The organism is Pseudomonas syringae (assembly GCF_023278085.1).
GTDB lineage: Bacteria > Pseudomonadota > Gammaproteobacteria > Pseudomonadales > Pseudomonadaceae > Aquipseudomonas > Aquipseudomonas syringae_Q.
Genome location: NZ_CP066265.1, coordinates 1,637,033 through 1,660,962, shown reverse-complemented (window position 1 = coordinate 1,660,962; position 23,930 = coordinate 1,637,033). Strand labels below are relative to the sequence as shown.

Below are 23,930 nucleotides of genomic sequence, written 5' to 3'. Positions count from 1 at the left end.
TTGGCACTTTAAACTGGCGTCAATCCTCCGCCTGTTCGTCACCCTCACGACGGCTCATGCCGTACTTGCGCATCTTCTCCACCAGCGTGGTACGACGAATGCGCAGGCGCTCGGCGGCACGGGCAACAATGCCATTGGCATCATCCAGCGCCTGCTGAATCAGACCCTGCTCAAGCCCACCGAGGTAGTCCTTCAGGTCCAGCCCTTCAGGCGGCAGCAAAGCACCGGAAGCGAAGTTCGGCGTGTGGTTATTGATAGCCACGCGCTCTTCGATATCGCTGCGCAGGCTGTCGACCATCTGCTCGTCTTCATCATCGACGTAGCGAAACTTCTTCGGCAGCTCTGCCACACCGATCACGCCATACGGATGCATGATTGCCATTCGCTCGACCAGGTTGGCCAGCTCACGAACGTTACCCGGCCAGGCATGGCGACACAGCGACATGATCGCGGCCGAATTGAAACGGATCGAACCGCGCTTTTCGTGTTCCATGCGCGAGATCAGCTCGTTCATCAACAGCGGAATGTCTTCGACACGCTCGCGCAGCGGGGCCATTTCGATCGGGAACACATTCAGACGGTAATAAAGGTCTTCACGGAAGCTGCCGATCTCGATCATGTTTTCGAGATTCTTGTGCGTCGCGGCAATGATGCGTACGTCGATGCTCTGGGTCTTGTTGCTGCCCACACGCTCGAACGAACGCTCCTGCAGCACGCGCAACAATTTGACCTGCATCGGCAACGGCATGTCGCCGATTTCATCGAGAAACAGCGTACCGCCATTGGCCAGCTCGAAACGCCCGGCACGGCTGGTGATCGCACCGGTGAATGCGCCTTTTTCATGGCCGAACAGTTCGCTCTCGAGCAGCTCGGCAGGAATAGCACCGCAGTTGACCGGTACGAATGGAGCGTCGCGACGTTTGGAGTGATAGTGCAGGTTGCGGGCGACCACTTCCTTGCCAGTGCCTGACTCGCCAAGAATCAGGACGCTGGCGTCAGTGTCGGCGACCTGCTGCATCATTTGCCGGACATGCTGGATCGCGCGGCTGGTGCCTACCAGACTGCGGAACAGATTTGGCTCACGGTGACGGCCGCGCTCGCGGGCCTGGTCGTACATTTCACGGTAGACCTGGGCGCGGTGCAGGGAGTCAAGCAGCTTGCTGTAGCTAGGCGGCATTTCCAGCACGGAAAGCACACGGCGGCGCAGCTCCTCCGGCAATTCGACTGCAGAATTTTCGCTCATCATCAGCACAGGAAGGAACTCATCCCATGCTGCGATGGTCTTAAGCAGCCCTTGCAGGGTGCCCGGTGCGCTGACGCTGCCGAGCAGTATGCACAGCACCTCCCGCGTGGAGGCCAGCGAGCCGACCGCCTGCTGCCAGTCCTGGCTTGAGCAGGACAGGTTTTCTTCGCCAAGGAAATTAAGGATGACCGCCAGATCCCGGCGGCGCTGGCTATCGTCATCGATTAGCAGAATCTTGATTTCACGCCACATGCAATAGCAACTTCCCTAGTCAACTCAATGCCCACAAATTGGGACAACTTGGCAATCTCAGCAGATATAAACCTTGAGACGCCAGAAAATAGTAAACATCACTAGTTAAGTCAAAAAAACGGACACAGTCAAATTTATGGCGAAAATCTCGTCCGACAATAAAAATGACAATTAAACATTAACCGAAGAGATGGTATACCTTCGTCGCATTTTTGGCATTCTGGATTTGCGTCATTTCATCGACAACGGCTTGACGCTCGCCGGTTGCAACATCAATTAATTGTCTGTAGACGCCAAGCAACTCTTCGAGGTTGCTGCGCAATGCCGGCTCATCGGCAGGCGGCTCGCCCACGGCTGCCTCGACGCACTCACGGCAGGCCAGATCAAGCTTGCCGATAGCCTCCCAGTCACGCTCGGCCAATGCACCTACCAAGGCCTCACGGGTTTCTTCAATACGCTTGAGCGCAGCACTCATTTTTATTCTCCTCGGAACAGCGCAGGTTATTGCATGGTGCCAATCGCGTCCCAGCCTTCCTTGACGGTAATCAGCAGGCCTGCGACTTCATCAAGAATCTTCTGATCATTACGAGCATTGGCTTCAGCCAGACGCGTCATCATGTAGTGATAGAGGTTGTCCTGCCTCACCAGGCCTTCGTTGGGCGAGGTTTCGAGGTCGAGCCCTTCACGCAGCCCGCCGACGATGCCGATGGCCTTGCTGATGAACACGCCCTTGTTGGCAATGTCCTTGCGGGCCATCGCGCCCTTGGCCTGAGCGATGCGGTCGAGACCGCCCTCCATCAACATCTGCACCAGACGATGAGGGCTGGCTTCCGAGGTCTGAGCCTGGGCGCCGATTTTCTGATACTGCCGCAACGCTAACATCGGATTCATAATGGGCCTCGTAACAAATCCAGAATACTGATACTCAAGCTATCGACGCAGTGCCCGGAAACTTTAGCCCAAAAGCAAGAACCCGACACAGGGTCGGGTTCTTGGCACTTCGGTAGAAAATCTTACGAAGCGTTTTTCTGTGCGTTCATCGCCTCGAAGATCGACGTGATGTTGTTACCGGTTGCCTTGAGCTGACCTACGATCAGGTCCATGGCGTTGTATTTCTTGGTCAGGGTAGCGGTCAGCGTTTCGATACGGCGATCAAGGGCTTCCTTGTCGTCGGCCAGCTGCTTTTGTACCGTGTTCAGACTTTTGGTTTTACCGGCAAGCACGCCGTCAGCTTTGGTGTAGGGTTCGATTGCCTTGGTGATTCGAGTAACCAGCCCACTGTCACCGTTGAACAGAGCGTCGATCTGACCACCCAGCTTTTTATCATTCAGCGCCGCAGTAAACTCGGTGGTATTCAGAGACAGCGTACCGTCAGACTGCTGGGTTTTGATACCCAGTTGAGACAGCGAATTGAGTCCGGCACCAGAGGTCGCACTGGCGATCTGGTTACGAATACTCGCCAGAAGTCCGCGCGGTGTGGAGTCGCCGGTCAATGCAGCCGCCGTGTAGACGCCCTTGTCACTCAGGGTGCCCTTGGTCAGCGACGACGTCAGCTTGACCAGCGTGTTGTAGGAGTCGACAAATGTCTGCAGCGAAGCTTTCAGACCGTCCGTGTTGACCCCTACCGTGACCACTGTGTCGCCCGTCGCTGCTGTGCTGGGCGCAAGCAGATTGAACGACACACCAGAAATCGCCGTGCTGACGGTATTCGACTTGCTGGTCAGGGCCAGACCGTCGATCGAGAACGAGGCATCCACGGCAGTTGCAGAAATAGCGCCTGCACCCGGAATCGCTTTGCCATTGGCGTCATTGCTGGAGCTGGTTGCGCTCATCAACTTGGTGCCGTCAATGTTCAGTGCTTCCTGACCTGACCCACCTTTGACGGATATGTCACTGCCAGCACCGGTAGTCGTTGAACTGAACACCAGTCTGGAGCCGTTGTTATCGGTAATGATGTTGGCAGAGATGCCCTTGCCCTGAAGCGACGTGTTTATCTGGTCACGTACTTCCTGCAGCGTTGACGTCTTGTCAATGACAACCTTCTGGGTAGTGCCATTTTGAGTGATTTCCAGGGTACCACTCGGAATAGCACTCGATTGCGTGGAATCCATGGCAATCGTTGCAACCTTGGATGCCGTCGCCAGATTATTCACTTTAATGGCGTAAGAACCACTCACCGCAGTGTTGTCTGCAGTAGCCTTGACCACAGCCTCGTTGGCGGAGGTCGCAGCAAAGCCCAGAAATGCAGGCGTGGTTTTACTGCTTAAGGTATCCATCGCCTTCTGAAACGAAGCCAGCGCCGACGTCAGTTGACTCACGCCGGACAGCGATGCGGTGGTGGAGGCGGTCTGCTTGTCGATCTGGTTCTGCTTGGGCGCCTTTTCGGCGTTGACCAACCCTTCAACGATTGCAGTGATTGCCAGACCTGAACCCAGGCCTGTTGTAGATGTAATGGGACTTGCCATTGTGCTTCTCCCTTCAAGAATGTCGCGGGGCCTACCGCCGGTTCAAAAGGCTGGTAACCCGGCAACAAATACCGTACCGGCGATCAGGCCTTGGCGCGGAACAACAAACTGTTCGCATCACTCAGGCTATCGGCCAGCTTCAGGATTTCTGCATTGGGAATCTGTCTTACTACTTCACCGGAGTCGCTTGCAATCACTTTGACAATGACTTTGCCAGAATCTTCGTCGATCGAAAACTCAAGATTGCGCTTCACCGTGTGAAAAAATTTCTGGATATCTTCCGCCGCTGCTTTGACTTTAGCATCGTCCTTGGAATCATCCTTATGCAGATCGGAACCTTTACTTTCGGCCGTGGCGGCAACGCGCTCGACAGGAGCGGTATCGGCAGGCTTGTCAACAAGCTTATCCGGCACAGGAGCCTGACTCGCCGATTGAGCGGCCGGATAAGTCACGTTCAGCTTCACACTCATATCCATGACCATCACCTCTGAAAGCAAAAAAGCGAGAGAGCACTGTTAAGTACTCCCCCGCTAAAACTCATGCCGATATTACTGAAGCAGTTTCAGTACAGCGGATGGCAGCTGGTTAGCCTGAGCCAGAACAGAGGTAGAAGCCTGTTGCAGGGTCTGTTGCTTGGTCAGCTGTGCAGTTTCAGAAGCGAAGTCGGTATCCTGGATACGACCCAGTGCAGCACTGGCGTTTTCGTTGATGTTCTGCAGGTTGGAGATGGTGCTGGTCAGACGGTTTTGTGCAGCACCGAGATCAGAACGAGTGTTGTTGATGGTCTGCAGAGCCGAGTCGATAGCGGCCATTGCGCCAGAGAAAGCAGACTCTGCGGCAGCGCTGTCGGAACCGACGATGGAGATTGCCGAACCGACACCCAGGGTGTTTGCGTCAAAGCTGGCGCTCAAAGTCAGAGTGATCTGGTTCGAGGAGCCCGAGTTGGAGCCAACCTGGAAAGTCATGGTGCTGGCGGAACCGTCGATCAGGTTCTTGCCGTTCAGGTTAGTACTGTTGGCGATACGAGTCAGTTCCGAACTCATCTGGCTGAATTCTTTGTTCAGCGCGTCACGGTCAGTCGAGCTGTTGCTGTCGTTTCGCGACTGAACAGCCAGTTCACGCATACGTTGCAGAATGTTGGTCGATTCTTGCAGCGCGCCTTCAGCGGTCTGAGCAATGGACATACCGTCGTTGGCGTTTTTGATCGCCATGGTCTGACCTTTGATCTGCGAGTTGATCTTGGTGGCGATGTTCAGGCCGGCAGCGTCGTCTTTGGCGCTGTTGATTTTCAGACCGGAAGACAGACGAGTCATCGAGGTCGAAAGGGCGTCGGAGGCGCGACCCAGGTTCTTCTGGACGTTCAACGATGCTACGTTGGTGTTTACTGTTAAAGCCATGATGAATTCCTCGTTGGTTTGGTACTACGTGGCTTCCGGCCCCTGCAAGCGCCGGGTGTGCCTAGAGAACCTTCGTAATAGTTATCGTCGCAATGGCAGGTTGCTTGAGCGTTTTTTTTTAATATTTTGCCATCACACGGCCACCCCTTATAAAACAAGGGCTTGGGGCATAATCACGCGGCGGGAAAGAGGGAGATTCATCAACAACAGGAAGTGGGGTCAAGCGAAGGTGTCGCATAGCGAAGTGCAAAGTGTGACGTGGATCACTGTTTAATTTAAAAACGCCTGGGGAATAACTCCGCAGGCGCTCTTAGTCAGGCTGTATTAACTCAGCCTTTATAGATAATGGCGGAGCCCCAGGACAGCCCCACACCAAAACCGCTCAAGGCAACCCGCTTCCAGGAAGAGCCCAGTACGTGTTTTTCAATCAGCAGCGGAATGCTGGACGACACGGTATTGCCGGTCTCGACCATGTCCTTGAGAAACTTCTCGGGTTTGTCTTCGAAGCGGCGCGCCACGGCGTCGACGATGGCGGCACTGCCCTGGTGAATACAGAAGGCATCGATATCGTCAGGCGTCAGGTCTGACTCGGCCAACAGCTCATGCAGATGCGCAGGCACTTTCAGCAGCGCAAAATTGAACACCTGACGGCCGTTCATGAAAAACACGCCATTGCTGACCTTGAGGTGCGGCGCGCCGGAACCGTCGGTGCCGAACTTCGCCTTGCCCAATTGCCAGTCGGCGTCCTCGCCCATCCAGGTGGCGGTTGCGGCGTCGCCAAACAACATGGTGGTGTTGCGGTCTTCCGGATCGACAATTTTCGAATACGGGTCGGCGGTAATCAGCAGACCGTTTTTCAGGCCTGCCGCCTCCATGAAGCCTTTGATTGCATAGATACCGTATACATAGCCGGAGCAGCCCAGCGAGATATCGAACGCAGCGACGTTGGTAGACAGCCCCAGCTTGTCCTGGACGATAGCCGCAGTATGCGGCAAACCTTCCTCGTCGCCGTTCTGGGTGACGACGATCAGCACATCGATGCTTTCGCGCTTGAGCTGCGGATTGTTGGCAAACAGCGTGTTGGCTGCTTCAACGCACAGATCCGAGGTTTCCTGGCCGGCGTCTTTGCGCGGCAGGAACGTGGAGCCAATTTTCCCAAGGATGAATTCTTCATCCTTGCCGAATTTGGCGCCTTGAGCGTAGTTATCAACGCCTGCAACAGGCACGTAACTCGCTATGCTTTTAATGCCAATCATCATGGCTTCCCGATGAGTAAACAGGTCATTTTCCGTCCCGATAAAAATCAGGGCGCTACCGAATAGAGGTGATTTACAGACATTTTCAGGGCGCTTGGCACGTTAAAGCAAGTCAGGCGCATGTCGCTCCCTGTAACACAATACAGTGAAGATGCACGTTATGACCCGCAGGTCACTCCCGTTTGCATGCTTTGCGATAATTTGCGTCGGGAAAAAGCGCACTGGAGCCAGGCAGTCAGCCCCCTGTGCAGAGATTTTCAAAGCAGCGAACCGGCCGCGATGCGACCGGTTTTACTGATGCTGGCAACTCAGCCAGCCAGGGTGAAGCCCTGACCATTGAGATCGAGATTAGCGTTGTAGGCTTCATCCTGCGCGAATTGCGCAGACCATTTGTCCATCAGCGCGGTACGCGCCTGCTCGGGAGCCTTCACCACACCGGAATGCACCACCTGAACATGCGGGGTCCAAACGGTCAGGTAACCAGCCTGCGCAGCCTTGAGACACAGGTCCACGTCACCCAGCGCTTCAGCGAAAGCCTCCTCGTCCAGCCCGCCGATTGCGTCATACAGCTCCTTGGCAATCATCAGGCACGCCGATGACACGGCAGAGTAATTCTGCTCGACCGTCAGGCGCTGCATATAGCCGCTGGACGTCTTCGGCTCGCCGACAAAGCCAGAACCCACGCCGCCATTGAGGCCCAGAATCAGCCCGGCCTGAGTCACCGCGCCTTCACCATCAACCAGCTTGACGCCGACCACGCCCACTTCCGGACGTTGCGCCTGGTTGAGCAGTGATTCGATCCAGCCGACATTGACGATCTGGCTTTGCGCATCCACCAGGACAAGGTATTCGCCAGTGGCTTCCTGACTGATCAGATTGCACAAAGCCCCCGAACTCATGCGCTGCTCGGCGCGGAACACACGCACGCGACCCGAAACCTGTTCCTGTCTGTCGAGCCAGGTCGACAGTTCGGCTGACGTACTGGCGTTGTCGCCGATCAGTACTTCGTAACGCTGATAGCGGGTGCGTTGCAGGATACTTTGCAGGCAGCGTTGCAGCTCCGGCAGGTTGTCCTGACTGTGCAGCAGAATCGAGACCACCGGCCGATGGGCGTGGCGATAATCGATCTTGTAAGTACCCGGCTGCGCCGAACTGACTTCTGCCTGATAACCGCGCTTGCCAAGGTGGCGTTTGAGCGCTTTCTGTTCGTCCGGATTGTCTTCCAGTGCTGGCGCGTCGCAGATCAGCACCGGTTCGCTCAGATGAGCCAGACCGCTCATGCCGCCCTCCTCGATCAGGCGCAACAACAGGTCGAATTCCAGTGCTTTGGGGAATTCACGCGAATAACCACCCGCCTCGACCAGCAAGTCACGACGAATCAGCCAATGGCGAGCCATCAAGGTCGGCAGGCTTTGCAGCAGGTCCAGGTTGAACCCCGGACGGAACACCGGGGCCAGCGTGCCGTTGGTTTGACGCTGAATCTCGTCGACCGCGACCGCCCGGCACTGTGCTGCGTCAAGCAATTCGGCACTGGCCAGCAGCAGACCGCTGCGGGTGAACTCCTCACCCGCCTGCGCCAGCATCAACCAGTCGCTGGGTGACTGTTTGACGACCTGGTTGATCTTGTCGACGTAGTTGCTTTCGGTGACCTTCACGAAATGCAGCGTGTTGTGCAGCGTGGTTACTGCCGGCAGTTCTCCGCTGGTGAACACCACCACCTTGAAAGTCTTGTAGTGACTGTTGATCAGGCTGTCGAACGTCGCTTGCAGCTTGAATACGTCGGCTTCCAGATCCAGCAACAAAATACCGATCTGCGACCCGGCCGGTTTACTGGCCAGTTTCTCGCTGATCTGCTTGAGCGATTCAGGGGCCGGATCACGCGAATCGAGCCAGTTGAGGAGTCGACCGGAAGCCATACCGTCGAGCAATAGACCATTGTCGAAACCGGACGCTGCCTGCAAGCGCTGGCCCCAGCCAGAAACAAGCTCAATCTGCTTCTCGCTGTCTTTGTCGTCTTTGCTGTTGCGCAATTCCGCGATCAGGCTCTGCACGACGCCAAGATTGAAGGCGTAGGTTTCGTAGGCGTACCACAGACGGCTCAGTCTCGTTTCAGCATCCGGGTTGTTTTGCGCACGCAGCAACTCGGCCTGTTTGAGCAGTGCCGCTTCAAGCCCCTCCATCTGCAAGCGGCCTGCCGGCATGACGTGAATCAGGAATTCGATTCTGGCCAGCTCATCGAACAGCGGCTGGTTGTAAAACGGCATCTCGACGAACTGGCGAGGCTCGAACAGCGCATCGGACTGCTCCAGCGCAACGTTCCAGACCGCGCTGATGATTTTTTCATCCGTTTGAAAACCTTGGGTTTTGAGGCGTTCAGCCATGGCAGCGAGCCCGGCCAGAATTTTCTGTACGCCCTGAGCGCCTTCGAAGCCCGAATCTTCGCCGAGCAGCGCGACCAGTTTCTTCGCGAACGACTCACGGGCCGCTCTGGCTTTGGGGTCGCTGTGTTTGACCGCTGCGGCAATGGCCCGGCCGTGGCGCAGCTCCGCGTCCTTGCCCGGCGTGAGATGCAACGCATATGGAATCGGCAGGATGCGCAGGCGTGCCGCGGCCACCAGATACATCATGTGGCCGACTTCCTGCCAGTGCGGCTCGGTGCCTTCGGCAACCGAAACGAACCACTGCTGCGCCAGTTCAGTGCGGGTCACGGCACTGAGCAGCGACAGGCCTTCGCCCATGAAACTCAACACCCGCTCGCCAGCATCATCTGACGCACAGTCTTCGCAGGTTTTGCGGTCGCGACGGAAATAGTCCACCTGACTGACCTGCGCCTGATAGCTCAGGCTATAGCCCTGACAAGCGCCATAAGCCGGGTTAGCTTCAAGAAAGCTCAAGGCAGCAGTCAGCGCATCAGGCAACAGGAAACTGTCGACTGGAGCCTGTACCACGAAGGGCGTGGTCACTTGCTTGAGGCCTTCGGCGATCCTCGCGCTGAGGCTGGCATTCGACCCTTCGGCGCTGTGCACGTAATGCAGGCCAGAGGCGTCGGCGATTTCTGCATCAGGTTGAGCGGAGGCGTCGACCACCACCACATTGCACGGAAAGTCGCTGTAATACTTCAAGGCGCGACGCAGGAAATCCGGCTGGTCCTTGGCCGTCAACAGCAGGGTCAGACGCTGATTCAGAGCGGTGTGTTCATTTCCCGAATGGCTTTGCATGATCTTTCCTTATAGCGAATCGATTGCGCCTTCAACCTGTGGCAGGCGTTGAAGCAAGAACGTAGCGTGGCAGCGCCAGCGAGCGACTCTCTGGCGCGTGTTCAGACAGTCGGATCAGTCCGGCAACCAGCCGTTGGCCCAATATTGCAGGTTTTCGCCGCGCAGCATGAAATCGCGCAACACCGTCTCGCGCAGCTCGTCGCCCATACGGTAGCTGGCATTGGGGTCGGACAAGTGCATTCGGATTGCCTGCAACCATTCTTCAGAACTGTTGGTGTACACGCGAGTGGCTGGCAGATGACCGCGGTATGCTTCGGTGTCGGAACAGATGACCGGGTAACCACACGCGCCGTACTCCAGCAGCCTGAGGTTACTCTTGCAGTCGTTGAAGATGTGGAATTCCAGCGGCGCCAGCGCCAGATCGAGGTTCAGGCTGGCCAGCTTGGCCGGGTAGGTTTTCAGGCTCACTGCCGAATGGAATTCGTGGATGTAGGGCTTGAGCAAGTCCGGGCACATGCCGAAGAACACCCACTCGACCTCGTCGGCCAGTTCGCGCACCACGTCGACAATCAGTTCCAGATCACCGCGATGGCTGGTGCCGCCGCCCCAGCCGATACGCGGTTTGCCGGAACTGCGACGCTGACTTCTGAGGTTGCTCCATAGATGGGTCGCCAGCATGTTCGGCACCACACGGATATCGGTGTGCATGCTCGACAGCACGTCGGCCAGCGGGTGAGTCGACACCACCACACGGTCACACAGGCCTATGCCCTTGCGCAGCATGGCCGCAATATTGTCGGGCATGTTGCGCTTGTGCTCGTTTCGCTCAGGAACATCGGCGATGTAATCGTCGAGCTCGAAAATGCGCATGGCACTGGAGTAGTTCTTTGCCAGCTCGATATCCGGGACTTTTGCTTCGGTATAGCGACCCTGAAAGACAATCACGTCTGGCGACTGACGCTCGATCTCGACCGGCGTTGCCGTTTCATAGGTCATCCGGCCAACTACCCGCCCTGCACTCATCAATTCCAGCAGCGGCTGGCTGACGCGGTAATGACCGACTGCCGAAGAGTTGACCGCCATGCCCAGGATGGAAGGCAGATGACGAGTGCAGAACGGGTTCCAGCCTGCCAGCAGACCAGGGTCCAGGGAGAACGACAGCACTTCGTTGAGGTGCAGGTTGGGGTTGTACGCCTGATCCCTGGCCATCTTCGGCAGCCATTTCTGGAAAAACGATTTTTGCTCGTTATCGAGTGCCTGACGAGACGCCTCGTTACGCTCAGCGGCGGCAGGCTCAGCCAGCACCAGCGATGAATCGGGTGTCCCGACGATCAGATAACCCTCGCGGCCGACACGCATGCACAGGTCCAGGTCCTGCAAACCCTGAGTGAAGGTCGCAGCCTCCATCTCGCCCGCGCTGTCGAACACGTCCTTGCGCACCATCAGGCAATTGCCGCTGACCGCGCTCCAGTTCTGCGTCAACTGCAGACGCTGCATATAGCCGCTTGCACCCGCGGGGAAGTTGATGAAAGGTCGACCGGCCAGGCCGTCCATGCCCATCACCATGCCTGCGTACAGAATAGTGCCTTGCGGGTTGAGGATACGCGGGCCGACGATACCGACTTCCGGGCGCTGGGCGTGGTTGAGCAACCCTTGCAGCCAGTCGGCCTGATGAATCATGGCATGCGGGCTGAGCATCAGCAGGTAGTCACCCCTTGCTTGCCGCGCAGCATGGTTCTGTGCCGAGGCTTCGCTGCCAGCGTCAGACAACGAGAAAATGCGCAGCTTGTCGCTGCCCAACTGGCCCATTGCCGCGAACCATGCTTGGGCCTCAGCGTCCTCGCTGGCGTTGTCGACGATCAAGACTTCGTAATGCGGGTAGGTCGTGTTGCTGAGCAGGCTGTCGACGCAGCGCTCCAGAGCGCCCAACTGATCCCTGGCAGTGATGATGATCGACACCAGAGGCTGCGACGGATGGACGTACTCGATGCGGTTCAGCAGCGGCAGCTGGTCATGGTGAATCACATGCTCCCTGCCGATACGTGTCAGGTGGGCCGCTACCACCGACTCGTTGTGTTCAATGACGCAAGGCAGTGACAACCACTCGGCAAACGCCAGGCGGGATTCGACCTGCACTTCGGCGATGTGCTCGATGGTCTGCGGCCCTGCACCCTCGACCAGACGCCAGATGACATCGTGAGGAGCCAGTTCGTCGTGGGCCGGATCGAAACCGCCCATGTCCAGCAGATTGCGACGTTCGAAGGCCAGCGTGCGCCCGACATAGGGATAGGCGCGCAGCAGGTCCAGGTTGAAACCGGGTTTGAAAATCGGCTCTCTGGATTCGTCATCGACCAGCGCCCCTTCGTCGCTGTAGATACACAACAGCCCGGAATGCTGGGCGATACGTTCAGCCAGTACCAGCAGCGCGGGCTGGGTCAGCCGATCGCCGGCACGCAGCAGATAAATCCAGTCGGCGCTATCCAGCAGCGGCAAGACTTCGTTCAACTGCTGCGACCAGTCCGGCTGCAGGGAAAAGCGCAGCACTTGCGGGTCATCGACGCTTGCATTGGTCAGCACCACCACCGAGTCGGCGGCGTAATCCTGTTCGGCAATGCTGCGCAATGTGATGTCGAGGCCTTCGGCATCGCCGTCGGGATCGATGATCACCGGTACGATACGCGGCTGCCAGGCCCAACTGCCGATGCGCCGTTCCAGCAGCTTCTTTTGCGGGACGGAAAAACGGCGGCAGGACAGCCACTCGGCGTACAGCTCGGCATAGCTTTCGCTGTCGCTCCCGACCCGGCTCATCATGATGCCTTGACGACCGGCCATCACCCCGTAAAGACCGACTTCGTCCCACTCGCGCGGTTCTTCCATCGCCCTGCGCAACGGCAGGAAACGCACCCAGCCCTGGGCAGGTGCATCTTCGCCGCTGCGTGCCTTGAGCATTTCGTTCAGCCAGCCCCATTCGGTGGTGGCCTTTTGAAGCATATCCGTCTGACTGCTGAAGCGTCCCGGATACAGTCGCTCGGTACTTTCGACGTTGTGCAGCACGATGAGATTGCCGCGACGCAGCAGGCAGATGAACAGCGTGAAATCCAGCAGTGCGACAAAGCCCTGCCCCGCCACCGCAAGGGACGGCAGGTATTCCAGCACGTCGGCACGGCGCATCAGCGCACCGCTGAAACCGCCCAGGTAATTGCGTGGCGTGCGCTCGAAAATCGCCAGCATGTCCTCACCCTTGAACACGGCGTCGTATGGCACCAGACCGACGTTTTCCATGCGCGCCGGCAATACGTAATCATCCACATCCACCAGATGGCGTTTGCTGACAACGAGCTGAACATCTTTGTGGGCACCCAGCATTTGCGCCTGATGCGCGACACACCAGGTGTAAAGGCGATCGTCATCGCAGAGAAACTTGATGTACTCGCCAGTCGCCTGTTCCAGGCATTTGAGCAGATTGCCCTGAAAGCCCAGGCGCTGAGGGTTGCGCACGTAACGCGCGCGGTCGCTGCCCGGAGGGACCAACTCGTCAAAAACCGCTTTAATCTCATCGGTACGGCAATCGTCACAGACGACGATTTCGAGATTGTCGTAAACCTGGTCCAGCGCACTTTGCAACGCGGCGCGGAAAAAGCGAGGGTTGAGAGCAGGAATGACGATACTGACGAGGGGGGCTGAATTCACTATTACAGACTCGCGAGCGGCAGGGAACCAGCCAGTCGATTGGCTCCCATCACCGCTGAAAAAAGACGGTGGATGCTCACGTCAGGGTTCAAAGCTGACTGAACAGGTTCAACTTGGACAGCATGGTAAACACCTGCTGGGAAGCATCCAGCATGGTTTTCTGCAGCGTCAGGCGAGTGGTCGCCTCGACGATATCGGCGTTCACATAAGTACCCTGCTCCGTCGTATTGTTGCCTTTGAGCAGATCGTTGGTTACGCCCTGAGCCGTCGCCGCAAGCTGACGCGCACCGCCACTGGAACGTGCTGTGGAAGCCTGTTCGATGGCGCTGCTCATGTTGCCCAGCGCGGAGTTCAGCGCGGCGGTCATCTTCTGCGAGGCCACCAGATTGCCGTCAGTCGGCGTCGACAGGGCTTTGATCGCCGCTGTCAGCGTATTGAGGATGTTCTCGGTCTGGTGGGTGCCAGATTCCACGATGAACTGATCGCCGGCAGCCGGTGTACCACTGAGGCTGAAGTTGACCCCGGAGGCATTGGCGGTCGAACCGGTCATGGTGCCGCTGGACACAGGCTTGCTGCTGCTGGTCAACGGTGCTGCATACAGATCGTACTGGGTGGGGCTGGTGAATTTGAGAATCGCCCCATCAGTCGGAAAGGTGTTGTTGAACGCAGTACGGTCAGCCGCCGTATTACCCACACTCGAACTGCTGACGGTAGCGGTCGAGGTATTGCCGGCACTGCGCGACGTGGACACGCTGTCCGGCGTCGAGGCCAGTTGATAGCTGCGATTGGTCAGTGCGGCGTCGGCCGTCGCTTCCGAGACCCTGTCAGCGGCAGGCAAGTTGACGTTGAGGGTCAGCTCGACGCCACGAAAGGTGAATGTCTGCGCATCAAACGAGCCATTGCTGAACTTGCCGGCAGACGACGCCTCGGTACTCACATCGGTGCCGGTGGCATCGGTGATCTTGAACTGCGTTCCGCTGAGGAAAGTCAGCGTATAGGGCTCACCCCCCTGATAACTCGAGTTATAAACGGGGGTAGAGGTCACAAGACCACCGCTGAGACCGATCTTGCCATCATCGGTCGCCGGGGAAATCAGTGTCGAAGAGGTACGGGTGGTATTGACCGACTGTTCGAACGCTTCAAAACCGGTGGTGTTACTGGCCATCACCAGACCGTCGCCCACCGCCAGATTGACATTGGTCTGGTCGCCCTTGTAGCTGTAAGAGCCGTCCGCGTTCAACGAGTAAGGCGGTGTCGAGGACTTGGAGCCGGAAAAGATATATTGCCCGTTGGGGTCTTGGCCGTTCATCAGCCCCAGAATCTGACTCTGGTACTGCTTAAGGGCTGCAGCCTTGGCCAGACGGTCAGCGTCGGTAAAGGCACCGCTGCCTGCCGATACGATCTCGTCGCGAGCGGCCTGCATCGTGTCGATGATGCTGGTCAGCGTCGTTTCGGTGGTCACCACGTTGGTGTTGACCGTGCCGATATTCGCTTCGTACTGGGTCAGCATGGAGTTCTGCTGAGCCAGTTGCAGGACCCGGGACGCACCCACCGGATCATCGCCCGCCGTGTTGAGCTTGATACCGCTGGAAACCTCTTCGCCGGTCTTGTTGAGGTTTGCGTAGTTGCGCTGATAATTGGCGTTCGTGGCTTCGTAGAACTGGGTAGTCGAGATACGCATGGCTCACGATTCCTTAAAGGCTGTTGATCAGCGTGCTGAAGATGGTTTGTGCCGCCTTGATGATCTGTGATGAGGCGGTGTAGTACTGCTGATACTTGATCAGGTTAGACGCTTCTTCATCGAGCGATACGCCCGAGACCGAATCACGTGACGATTTGGCCTGGCCGACAACGGCGGCAGTGGCCGTGACATCGTTCTTGCCCTGGCTGGCCAGCGTGCCGACCACGGAAACCAGGTCCGCGTAAGAACCGGACAGGCTGGTGCCCACGCCGCCGTTGGTGACGCCGACTGTTTTGGCGGTCTGCAACCCCACTACGGCCAGCGCGTTGCGGTTATCGGACGAGCCAGCACCGGTCATGCCGATGCTGAAGGTGTCGTTGGTAACCGGCGAGCCGGAAATCGTCATTTGCAGTTCGAAAGCGGTTTTACTGCTCGGCGTTGTCGTGGTGTCGGTGTAGCCAACGTTCAATTTGATGGTGTTGGCCTGGCCCTGAATGATCGAACCAGTCACGGCGTTGCCGTTCTGATCAAGCACTGCACCGCCACTCGCATTGATCAGGCTGTAGCTCTGCACGCCAGTGCTGCTGACAGCGCCCATCAACAGCTTCATGGGTGTGGAATCCTTGAGCGCATTGCGCAGATCGGACGTCTGGGTGCTGCTGTAAATATCCGCTCTGGTGTTCAATACCGGCTGAGTGAAGCCGCCGGAGCCAGAGTTGCTGGTCCCTGCCGTTGCCGTCAAGGGTGCGGCGGCCGCAATGTCCTTGGCATCGGTCATGGCAACCGATATACCGGAAGCGCCGTTGCGTGTCGGCGTCACCTTGAAACTGTCCCCCGCGGCCAGCGTATTGCCGTTGAGGCTAACGCTGAAACCCTCGAACTGCTTTGGCGGGTTGTCCGCGAGCGAACCGGTACCCACGCTCTCGCCGTTCGGCAAACGACGCACGGTGAAGCTGGAAGCGTCATTGAAGGTGACTTCGTAATCATCAGCGGTCAGCTTGCTGGTGTCACCGATGGTCACATTCAGGTTGCCGGAAGCGGCGCTGTTGGTGGTTTTGCCAGTACTGCGCTGGGTGATGGCGTCAGCGCTATTGATACTGGAATAAAGGTTCGAGCCGAAATTACCTTTGCTGTCGATACCCTGATTCATCTGGCTGTTGACCTGATCCGACAGCACCATCGCCGTGCGGCCCAGCTCATTGGCCGCAGGCACCAGCACTTCGCTCCGGTAACGCAGCAGACCGCCGATCGAGCCGCCTGTGACGACCGAGCTTACGTCGGTCTGGGTCTGACCGTAGGCAATCTGCACGTTGTACTGCAACGGGTCGGCCGCGCTGGGGGCTGTCGACATCTTGTAGGCCGTAGAACCGCTGACCAACGCTTGCCCGGTGCCGGTGTAGACATCGTAGTTGCCGTTGTTTTCGGAGACCTTCACACCCACCAGCTCATTGAGCTGGCGCACCGCTTCGCTGCGCGAGTCGAGCAGTGTGTTGGGCGTGCCGTTGCCTGCCGACGCCTGGGTGATCTGTTTGTTCAGGCTTGCCACTGTGGAGGTCAGTTCGTTGACCTGAGTGGAAAAGTTAGCGAGCTGGGAATTGACGTTATCGTTCTGCGAAGACAGCTGCGAAGCCACCGAGTTGAAGCGCGCGCTCAAAGCACCCGCCTGGGTCAGAAACGAAGAACGTTCTGCCGACTGTGTGGCGCTGGTGGCAATGCCCTGCATCTTGGTGAAAAAGTCCGCCAGTTGCACGGAAATCCCCGTCGCACTGTCGGATAGCAGCGTATCGGTCTTGCTGGCCTGACCGGAATAGGCGACAGCGTCCGCACTGAGAGCGGTCGTGGTTTGCAATTGGGTGTCCAGGTAGCTGTTGTAGATGCGACGCACATCCGACAGCGTTGTACCCGTGCCGACGTAGCCGGTGCCCTGCCCCAGGGCAATCTGCGCCGACGCCGTGGTCAGGACCTGCTGACGCGAGTAACCCGCGGTATCCACGTTGGCCGTGTTGTTACCGATGGTATTGATCGCAGCACTACTGGCATTGATACCTGAGAGCCCAATTGAAATCAGCGACATGATTAAAACCTTATAAAGTCGTGGAAGAGCCCGTTGCAGCGGCGTACGTCTGGTAACTCTTCATCTGCTTCGCAATCTGCGAAATCTTGCTTGCGTAGTCCGGGTCGGTGGCGTAACCAGCCTTCTGCAATTCTTTTACAAACTGTTCTGGTTTATCGGCCGAGTTGACCACTTCTTTATAACGATTGTTGTTCTGCAACAGGCTGACCAGGTCATGGAAGCTGTCGGCATAAGAGTCGTAGGAGCGGAAGTCTGCCGTTTCCTTGACCATCTTGCCGTCACGGAACTCGCTGGTGATGGCGCGCGCCTCTGCGCCCTTCCAGCTACCCGCAGCCTTGATACCGAACAGGTTGTGACTGCTGCTGCCATCCTGCTGACGCATGATCGATTTGCCCCAGCCGGTTTCCAGCGCAGCCTGGGCCACCAACATGACCGGATCGACGCCGATGCGCGCGGCGGCTTCCTTGGCCAGCGGCAACATGGTCTCAACGAACTGATCGGCGTTGCTGAACGCACGTTTGGCCGGGGCCAGCGGCGGCTGCGCCATCGAGCGCACGTACTCTGGCGCAGGCGCCAGGTTCGGATCGAGCGTCCAGTCACCGTTGTTGCCGGCAGTACCGGAAGCTGCACGAGCCGGTGCAGGGCTGTTACTGACTGCGGTAGCCGCCGAAGGAACAATGCCTGCAAGAAGTCGATCAGTGAGCTTGCTCGGCAAGGACAGACGACGCGAATTGAGCGCCGCCATGTCGTTGCGACCTTCACCGGATGCCGACGCTGCGACAGCCGCCTGATCCGCCGCCGCCGAGCGCGTTGCCCACAGTGGACGCTGGTAGATGCTGGTCGCCAGACCGGTCTTGGCAGGCGCCGCGTCAGTAGCGGCCGTTGCAGCCTTGGCGGCGCCGAGCGTATCGGCTGGAGCGGCGTGGTTTATGCCCTTGTCTTTCGACAACTGGCGCATCAGCACGTCCTGCAAACCAATGCCGTTACCACGGGTGGACAGCGTGACCGCCAGTTGCTGGTCATACATGTCCTGATACTGCCGCGTCGCCGCGGTGTTCATCGGGTTGTCCTTGGCCAGCACTTCGTTGGCCGAACGCATGGCCTTGAGCATCTGGCTGACGAACAGCGATTCAAACTCGCGGGCCACCTTCTTCTGGTTTTCCACACTGTCCTTGTCGCCGTGCTTCAGCGCCGCCAGACGGTTGACGTCGGTGTAGGCACCGGAGTCGACCGCTGAAGAAATTCCGCCCTTGGGCATATCCATGCGCAGGTCCTCAGATCACAATCAGGTCGGCTTGCAACGCGCCGGCCTGCTTCAGGGCTTCGAGGATGGCCATCAGATCGCCGGGCGCTGCGCCGACCTGGTTGACCGCACGGACAATCTCATCCAGCGTGGTGCCTGGACCAAACTTGAACATCGGGTGCAGCTCTTGCTGGGCGTTGACCCGCGAGCGCGGCACAACAGCGGTCTGACCGCCGGACAATGCGCCCGGCTGGCTGACAATCGGGTCTTCGGTGATGGTCACGGTCAGGCTGCCGTGAGTGACAGCGGCAGGCGATACCTTGACGTTCTGACCGATAACGATCGTGCCGGTCCGCGAATTGATGATGACCTTGGCAGCAGTCTGGCCCGGATCGACTTCCAGGTTTTCCAGAATCGACAGGTAGTCGACACGCTGGCCCGGATCAAGCGGCGCGGTCACACGCACCGAACCACCGTCCAGCGCCTGAGCAACGCCAGGGCCGAGCAAGTCATTGATCTTGTCGACAACCCGCTTGGCCGTGGTGAAGTCGGAACGGTTCAGGTTCAGGGTCAGGGTATTGCCCTGATTGAAACCGCTTGGCACCGAGCGCTCGACCGAAGCACCGCCAGGAATGCGACCCGACGACGGAACGTTGACAGTGATCTTTGAGCCGTCACGACCTTCCGCGTCGAAACCACCGACCACCAGGTTGCCCTGAGCGATGGCATAAACGTTACCGTCGACACCTTTCATCGGCGTCATCAACAGCGCACCGCCGCGCAGGCTCTTGGAGTTACCAATCGAGGAAACGGTGATATCGACCGTCTGACCCGGCTTGGCGAACGCAGGCAGGTCCGCGTACACCGCAACCGCCGCGACGTTCTTCAACTGCACGGTGCCGGAACCGGACGGCACCTTGATGCCGAACTGCGACAGCATGTTGTTGAAGGTCTGCAGGGTGAACGGGGTCTGGGTGGTCTGGTCGCCCGTACCGTTGAGCCCCACCACCAGACCGTAACCGATCAACTGGTTGGCCCGCACGCCGGAGATGCTCGCGATGTCCTTCAGACGTTCGGCATGTACGCCGAACGCTGTGGACAACAACAAGGTCGCCGCTATCAGTTGCTTGAGCTTGATCATGTTTATCCCGCTATCAGAAAGGGAACAACGGGCTGAGGAAGAACCGGTCGAACCAGCCTGGCTGGCTGGTATCGGCAAAGGCTCCGGTCCCCGAATAGGTAATACGTGCATCGGCAATACGGGTAGAAGAAACAGTGTTGTCGGTCGCAATATCATCGGCACGAACCAGCCCGGCGATCCGCACCAGCTCGTCGCCGGTATTGAGGGTCATCCACTTCTCGCCGCGCACCGCCAGGATGCCGTTGGGCAACACATCCGCAACCGTCACGGTGACCGAACCGGTCAGGCTGTTGCTCTGTGCGGCCTTGCCGTCACCGGTAGTCGAGCGCGAGCCGTTGTAACCGGCATTCAGACTCAAATCATTGCCACCAATCGGATTGTTGGTAGTCAGGCCCGAACCGAACAGCGAGGTCAGACCAATGCTGTTGGTGCTGTCCTTGCTCATTGCCGAAGTCGCCGCCTTGCTCGCCGCCATGCGCTCGGAGAGCGTGATGGTGATGATGTCGCCGACACGGAACGCTTTGCGGTCGCCGTACAGGTTCTGCTCGAAACCGGCCTGATAGATGGCGCCATTGTTCGAAGCCGCCGACATGGGCGTACGCGGTAACACCGGAGCGTAATAAGGGTCATTGGGCTTGGCCGTCGGCGCAACGCAGCCAGACAGCAGGGTGATCCCGCACAATGAAGCGATCAACACTGAAAAACGCGGAACACTAAGGCGGTTCATGACACTTGAAACCTCGCGGTGTAACAGGCGCTTATCAAGGCGCCCCTTCGGATTGAGCAGTTTTGCCAGCATCAGTGCCTTACAGATTCTGAGTCAGGTTTTGCAGCATCTGGTCAGCGGTCGAGATCACTTTGGAGTTCATCTCGTAAGCGCGCTGGGTGGTGATCATGTTGACCAGTTCTTCAACCGTGCTGACGTTGGAGTTTTCCAGGGTGTTCTGCAGGGTCGGACCCAGGCCGTTGAGGCCCGGCGTACCGATCTGCGGCGCGCCGCTCGAACCGGTTTCCAAGTACAGGTTGCCGCCGATGGCCTGCAGGCCGGCCGGGTTGATGAAGTCGGCGGTCTGGATGTTGCCGATGATCTGCGGCGTGGCGGTTGCACCGGCCAGCGTGACCGACACCGTACCGTCCTGACCGACCGTGAAGGTCTGCGCGGCCTGCGGCACGACAATCGCAGGCTCCAGGGCATAACCGTTGGCGGTCACGATCTGGCCGTTGGCGTCCAGGTGAAACGTACCGTCGCGGCTGTAGGCAATGGTGCCGTCCGGCTGGGTGACCTGAAAGAAACCACGACCGTTGACCGCAAGGTCCAGTGGGTTGTTGGTGGTCTGCAGGCTACCGGCCGTGAAGTTCTTCTGCGTGCCGACGATACGCACACCGGTACCCAGTTGCAGGCCGGAAGGCAGTTCGCTGTCCTGGGTGGACTGAGCACCTGGCTGACGCTTGATCTGATACAGCAAGTCCTGAAACTCGGCACGATCACTCTTGAAACCTGTGGTCGAAACGTTCGCCAGGTTGTTGGAGATGGTGGTCAGGTTGGTGTCCTGAGCGGCAAGGCCGGTTTTGGCGACGTATAGTGCAGGAAGCATGTGTGTTCTCCTCAAGCGCCGGTTTGTCGGCGCAAGCTGTCATTGATTAGCCAAGTTGCAAGACGCGAGCCATCGACTGATCGTCTTCTTCGGCGGTCTTCATCATCTTGACGTGCAATTCGAATTGACGGGACAAAGCCAGCACCGAGGTCATTTCCTCGACCGCATTGACGTTGCTCGCCTGCAGAAAGCCGGACTCGACCTGAACGGTGGCATCTGCATCGGCAGGCCGGCCGGTCTTGGTGTGGATCAGGCCGTCAGGGCCTTTTTCCATGGTCTTCAGGTCAGGCTTGACCAGCTTGATGCGGTCGACCTGCGCCATTACCTGCGGGCTCTCACCCAGCGAACGAATACTGATCGTGCCGTCGGCACCGATCTCGATCTGCTGCTGCGGCGGCACGGCAATCGGACCACCGTTGCCCATTACCGGCAAACCACTGCCGTCGCGCAACACGCCCAGGGCATCGATGTTCATGCCGGAACTGCGGGTGTAGGCTTCGCCGCCATCGGCGGTCTGCACCGCGATCCAGCCATCACCCTTGACGGCGATGTCCAGTTCACGACCGGTCTGCACCATGGCGCCGGCGGAAAAGTCAGTCCCGGGACGTTCGCTCATGGCGTAGGCACGCGAGGGCATGACTTCACCGTACACCGGCATCGAGCGGGCCTGTTCGAGGTCCCGCATGAAACCGTTGGTCGAAACGTTTGCCAGGTTGTTGGCGTGAGCCTTCTGCGCAATCGCGTTTTCAGATGCACCGCTCATGGCGACGTAAAGCAACTTGTCCACAGTCTTCCTCCTCCGACAGACGCTTGCCGCCTGTAGCTGTTCTGAAAGGGTTAAAGCAATTTTTGAACCAACTTGTCAGGCTCGATACAAATGCTTGATTCGCCAGTAAAAACAGACGTCGGCGGTTTGGTTTTCGGCAAAGTGCCAGCCAATAGCGGCGGCGGACTGCCGCCCTGCCCGCTTGGCGGCCGGCGCAACGCCAAAAAAACTTCGCAGGTGCGCGCAGACAATCTGATCGACAGTGATAATCTGGCCAACATCAGAGTCTTATCGGTAACCGCCATGTCTTTTCACGGGTGCATCGTCGGCATCGCGGCAGCCAGCCTGACCACCTTCGCACTGCTCGCCCAGGCCGCTCCCGCGCATTACTACAAATGGCAGGGCGACAGCCGGATTGTCTGCGCTCAGACCAGCCCGGGGCCAGGCTGGAAACGCTTGAAAGGCCACTTCATCAAGGCCGACTGCTCGATTTGATCACCCATAAAAAAACCCCTGTCTCAGGGGTTTTTTTACCATTTACCCAACGACGCTTATTACGTCATCTGAATAGTGGTCTGCATGATGGTGCTCTGTGTAGAGATGGTCTTGGCGTTAGCCTGATAGTTGCTTTGCGCCTTGATCAGGTTGACCAGCTCAAGCGTCAGATCGACGTTGGACTCTTCCAGTGCCTGACCTGTGACGTAACCCAACGTACCCGACTGCGGAGTGCCAGTGCCCGGAATGCCCGAGGAAAAGGTTTCGCGCCAGTTGGTCCCGCCAGCAGGCGCAAGGCCTTGCACGTTGGCAAAGGACGTCAGGGAAACCTGACCGATGACTTTGGACTGACCATTGGTGTAGGACGCGAACAGGTTACCCGATGAATCGACGCTCATGTCCTTGATCTGACCTGCTGCATAACCATTCTGCGCTTGCGCCGAACGGCCTGTGGCCGAAGCGGTTTGCGTCGAAGCCTTCATGTCCAGCTGGATGCCCGAAGCAACACCCGCGGCGCCGTTGGGACCCCAGGTGGCAGTGGTACCGGTACCCGTTTGAATAGCCGGTACCCAGTTTACAACCTTGAAGGTGCCGTCGGCATTGACCGCCAGGTTAGCGCTTGGCGAAGGTGAAGTCGGCGTCGTAGCGGTATTGATGATCAGCGAGCCCGAAGAATCGAAAGTCAGATTGTTTGCATCCGGAACCGTGCTGGTCGGATCACTGATATTGCGCCCGTCAATCAGCGAGTACATGGTCCAGCTATTAGTGCCCGTCTTGGCAAAGTAGCTTTCCATGCGGTGCTCGTTGCCTTGCGAGTCAAAAACGGTGGTGCTGTAAGTATCGTTATAGGTCTTGGAATTGGTCGCATCGAACGGCGTGACAGTCGGAACTGCCGATGTCGAGTTCAGGTTGGCCGTGTTGGTGATGATGCTGGTCGGACTCGCCAACTGGTTGGAGCTGTCAACTCGCAGATCACCGGAAGCGCCGACCATGACGGTGCCGTTTGCATCAACGTTGTAGCCTTGCAGGTTCATGCCCGAACTGTTGACGACATAGCCGTCCTTGTCAGTATGGAAAGCGCCGGCACGGGTATACAACGATTCACCGTTGTTGTTGAGCATGAAGAAACCATTGCCGTTGATGGCCAGGTCAAGTGCATTGCCCGTGCCTGTGCTCAGGCTGCCCTGGGAAAACTGCTGGGAAACCGCAGCCGTGGTGACACCACTGCCGACACCCGTGCCACCCGATGTACCGCGAATCGATTGTGCGTACTGGTCAGCGAATTCGATGCGCGAACTTTTGAAGCCAGTGGTCGCCACGTTGGCAATGTTGTTGCCGGTAACGTCGAGACTTTTGTTTGCAGCATAGAGCCCACTAAGGCCGATATTGAAAGACATGTTTCACTCCTGCGCCG

The 23,930-nt window shown here is 58.0% G+C and carries 18 protein-coding genes; 1 reads left to right on the top strand and 17 read right to left on the bottom strand.

The window, feature by feature from the left end:
* Positions 1-19 precede the first annotated feature (19 nt).
* The 16 genes from fleQ to I9H07_RS07475 all read right to left on the bottom strand — a co-directional run bounded on the left by fleQ (position 20) and on the right by I9H07_RS07475 (position 22,042).
* On the bottom strand, positions 20-1,495 hold the full coding sequence (gene fleQ, locus I9H07_RS07550) for a transcriptional regulator FleQ (protein ID WP_024672548.1): 1,476 nt from the start codon (positions 1,493-1,495) through the stop codon (positions 20-22).
* Positions 1,496-1,673: 178 nt separating this feature from the next.
* Positions 1,674-1,970 carry a flagellar protein FliT gene (locus I9H07_RS07545; RefSeq protein WP_024672547.1) on the bottom strand — a complete coding sequence of 99 codons (297 nt, stop codon included), beginning with the start codon at positions 1,968-1,970 and terminating at the stop codon, positions 1,674-1,676.
* Positions 1,971-1,996: 26 nt separating this feature from the next.
* On the bottom strand, positions 1,997-2,386 hold the full coding sequence (gene fliS, locus I9H07_RS07540) for a flagellar export chaperone FliS (RefSeq protein ID WP_024672546.1): 390 nt from the start codon (positions 2,384-2,386) through the stop codon (positions 1,997-1,999).
* A gap of 122 nt (positions 2,387-2,508) precedes the next feature.
* Entirely contained in the window at positions 2,509-3,960 is a 1,452-nt protein-coding gene (fliD, locus tag I9H07_RS07535) for a flagellar filament capping protein FliD (protein WP_058824686.1), read from the bottom strand.
* A gap of 83 nt (positions 3,961-4,043) precedes the next feature.
* The gene (locus tag I9H07_RS07530) at positions 4,044-4,436 is read right to left on the bottom strand and encodes a flagellar protein FlaG (RefSeq protein WP_024672544.1); all 393 of its coding nucleotides are present in this window, start codon (positions 4,434-4,436) and stop codon (positions 4,044-4,046) included.
* A gap of 72 nt (positions 4,437-4,508) precedes the next feature.
* Positions 4,509-5,357: a flagellin domain-containing protein gene (locus I9H07_RS07525; protein ID WP_024672543.1), complete on the bottom strand. Its 849-nt coding sequence runs from the start codon at positions 5,355-5,357 to the stop codon at positions 4,509-4,511.
* 329 nt (positions 5,358-5,686) lie between these two features.
* Positions 5,687-6,613, bottom strand: coding sequence for a ketoacyl-ACP synthase III (locus tag I9H07_RS07520; protein ID WP_024672542.1), 927 nt, complete (start codon positions 6,611-6,613; stop codon positions 5,687-5,689).
* A 308-nt stretch (positions 6,614-6,921) separates the two neighbouring features.
* Positions 6,922-9,831: a TIGR00180 family glycosyltransferase gene (locus tag I9H07_RS07515; protein ID WP_236424765.1), complete on the bottom strand. Its 2,910-nt coding sequence runs from the start codon at positions 9,829-9,831 to the stop codon at positions 6,922-6,924.
* Between the two features lie 114 nt (positions 9,832-9,945).
* Entirely contained in the window at positions 9,946-13,521 is a 3,576-nt protein-coding gene (locus I9H07_RS07510; RefSeq protein WP_236424763.1) for a glycosyltransferase, read from the bottom strand.
* An 88-nt stretch (positions 13,522-13,609) separates the two neighbouring features.
* Entirely contained in the window at positions 13,610-15,202 is a 1,593-nt protein-coding gene (locus tag I9H07_RS07505; protein ID WP_058390812.1) for a flagellar hook-associated protein 3, read from the bottom strand.
* 13 nt (positions 15,203-15,215) lie between these two features.
* Complete coding sequence (gene flgK, locus I9H07_RS07500) at positions 15,216-17,276, bottom strand: flagellar hook-associated protein FlgK (RefSeq protein WP_236424761.1); 2,061 nt, start codon at positions 17,274-17,276, stop codon at positions 15,216-15,218.
* A gap of 10 nt (positions 17,277-17,286) precedes the next feature.
* Entirely contained in the window at positions 17,287-18,540 is a 1,254-nt protein-coding gene (flgJ, locus tag I9H07_RS07495; RefSeq protein ID WP_024672537.1) for a flagellar assembly peptidoglycan hydrolase FlgJ, read from the bottom strand.
* Positions 18,541-18,550: 10 nt separating this feature from the next.
* On the bottom strand, positions 18,551-19,660 hold the full coding sequence (locus I9H07_RS07490) for a flagellar basal body P-ring protein FlgI (RefSeq protein WP_024643872.1): 1,110 nt from the start codon (positions 19,658-19,660) through the stop codon (positions 18,551-18,553).
* 13 nt (positions 19,661-19,673) lie between these two features.
* Positions 19,674-20,387: a flagellar basal body L-ring protein FlgH gene (gene flgH, locus I9H07_RS07485; RefSeq protein ID WP_024672536.1), complete on the bottom strand. Its 714-nt coding sequence runs from the start codon at positions 20,385-20,387 to the stop codon at positions 19,674-19,676.
* Positions 20,388-20,466: 79 nt separating this feature from the next.
* On the bottom strand, positions 20,467-21,255 hold the full coding sequence (gene flgG / locus I9H07_RS07480) for a flagellar basal-body rod protein FlgG (protein ID WP_024672535.1): 789 nt from the start codon (positions 21,253-21,255) through the stop codon (positions 20,467-20,469).
* Positions 21,256-21,301: 46 nt separating this feature from the next.
* Complete coding sequence (locus I9H07_RS07475; protein WP_024672534.1) at positions 21,302-22,042, bottom strand: flagellar basal body rod protein FlgF; 741 nt, start codon at positions 22,040-22,042, stop codon at positions 21,302-21,304.
* A 282-nt stretch (positions 22,043-22,324) separates the two neighbouring features.
* Here I9H07_RS07475 and I9H07_RS07470 point away from each other — a divergent pair, with 282 nt between their 5' ends.
* Entirely contained in the window at positions 22,325-22,516 is a 192-nt protein-coding gene (locus I9H07_RS07470) for a hypothetical protein (RefSeq protein WP_024672533.1), read from the top strand.
* 59 nt (positions 22,517-22,575) lie between these two features.
* Here I9H07_RS07470 and flgE read toward each other — a convergent pair whose 3' ends face one another.
* Positions 22,576-23,913: a flagellar hook protein FlgE gene (flgE, locus tag I9H07_RS07465; protein WP_024672532.1), complete on the bottom strand. Its 1,338-nt coding sequence runs from the start codon at positions 23,911-23,913 to the stop codon at positions 22,576-22,578.
* Positions 23,914-23,930: the final 17 nt, after the last annotated feature.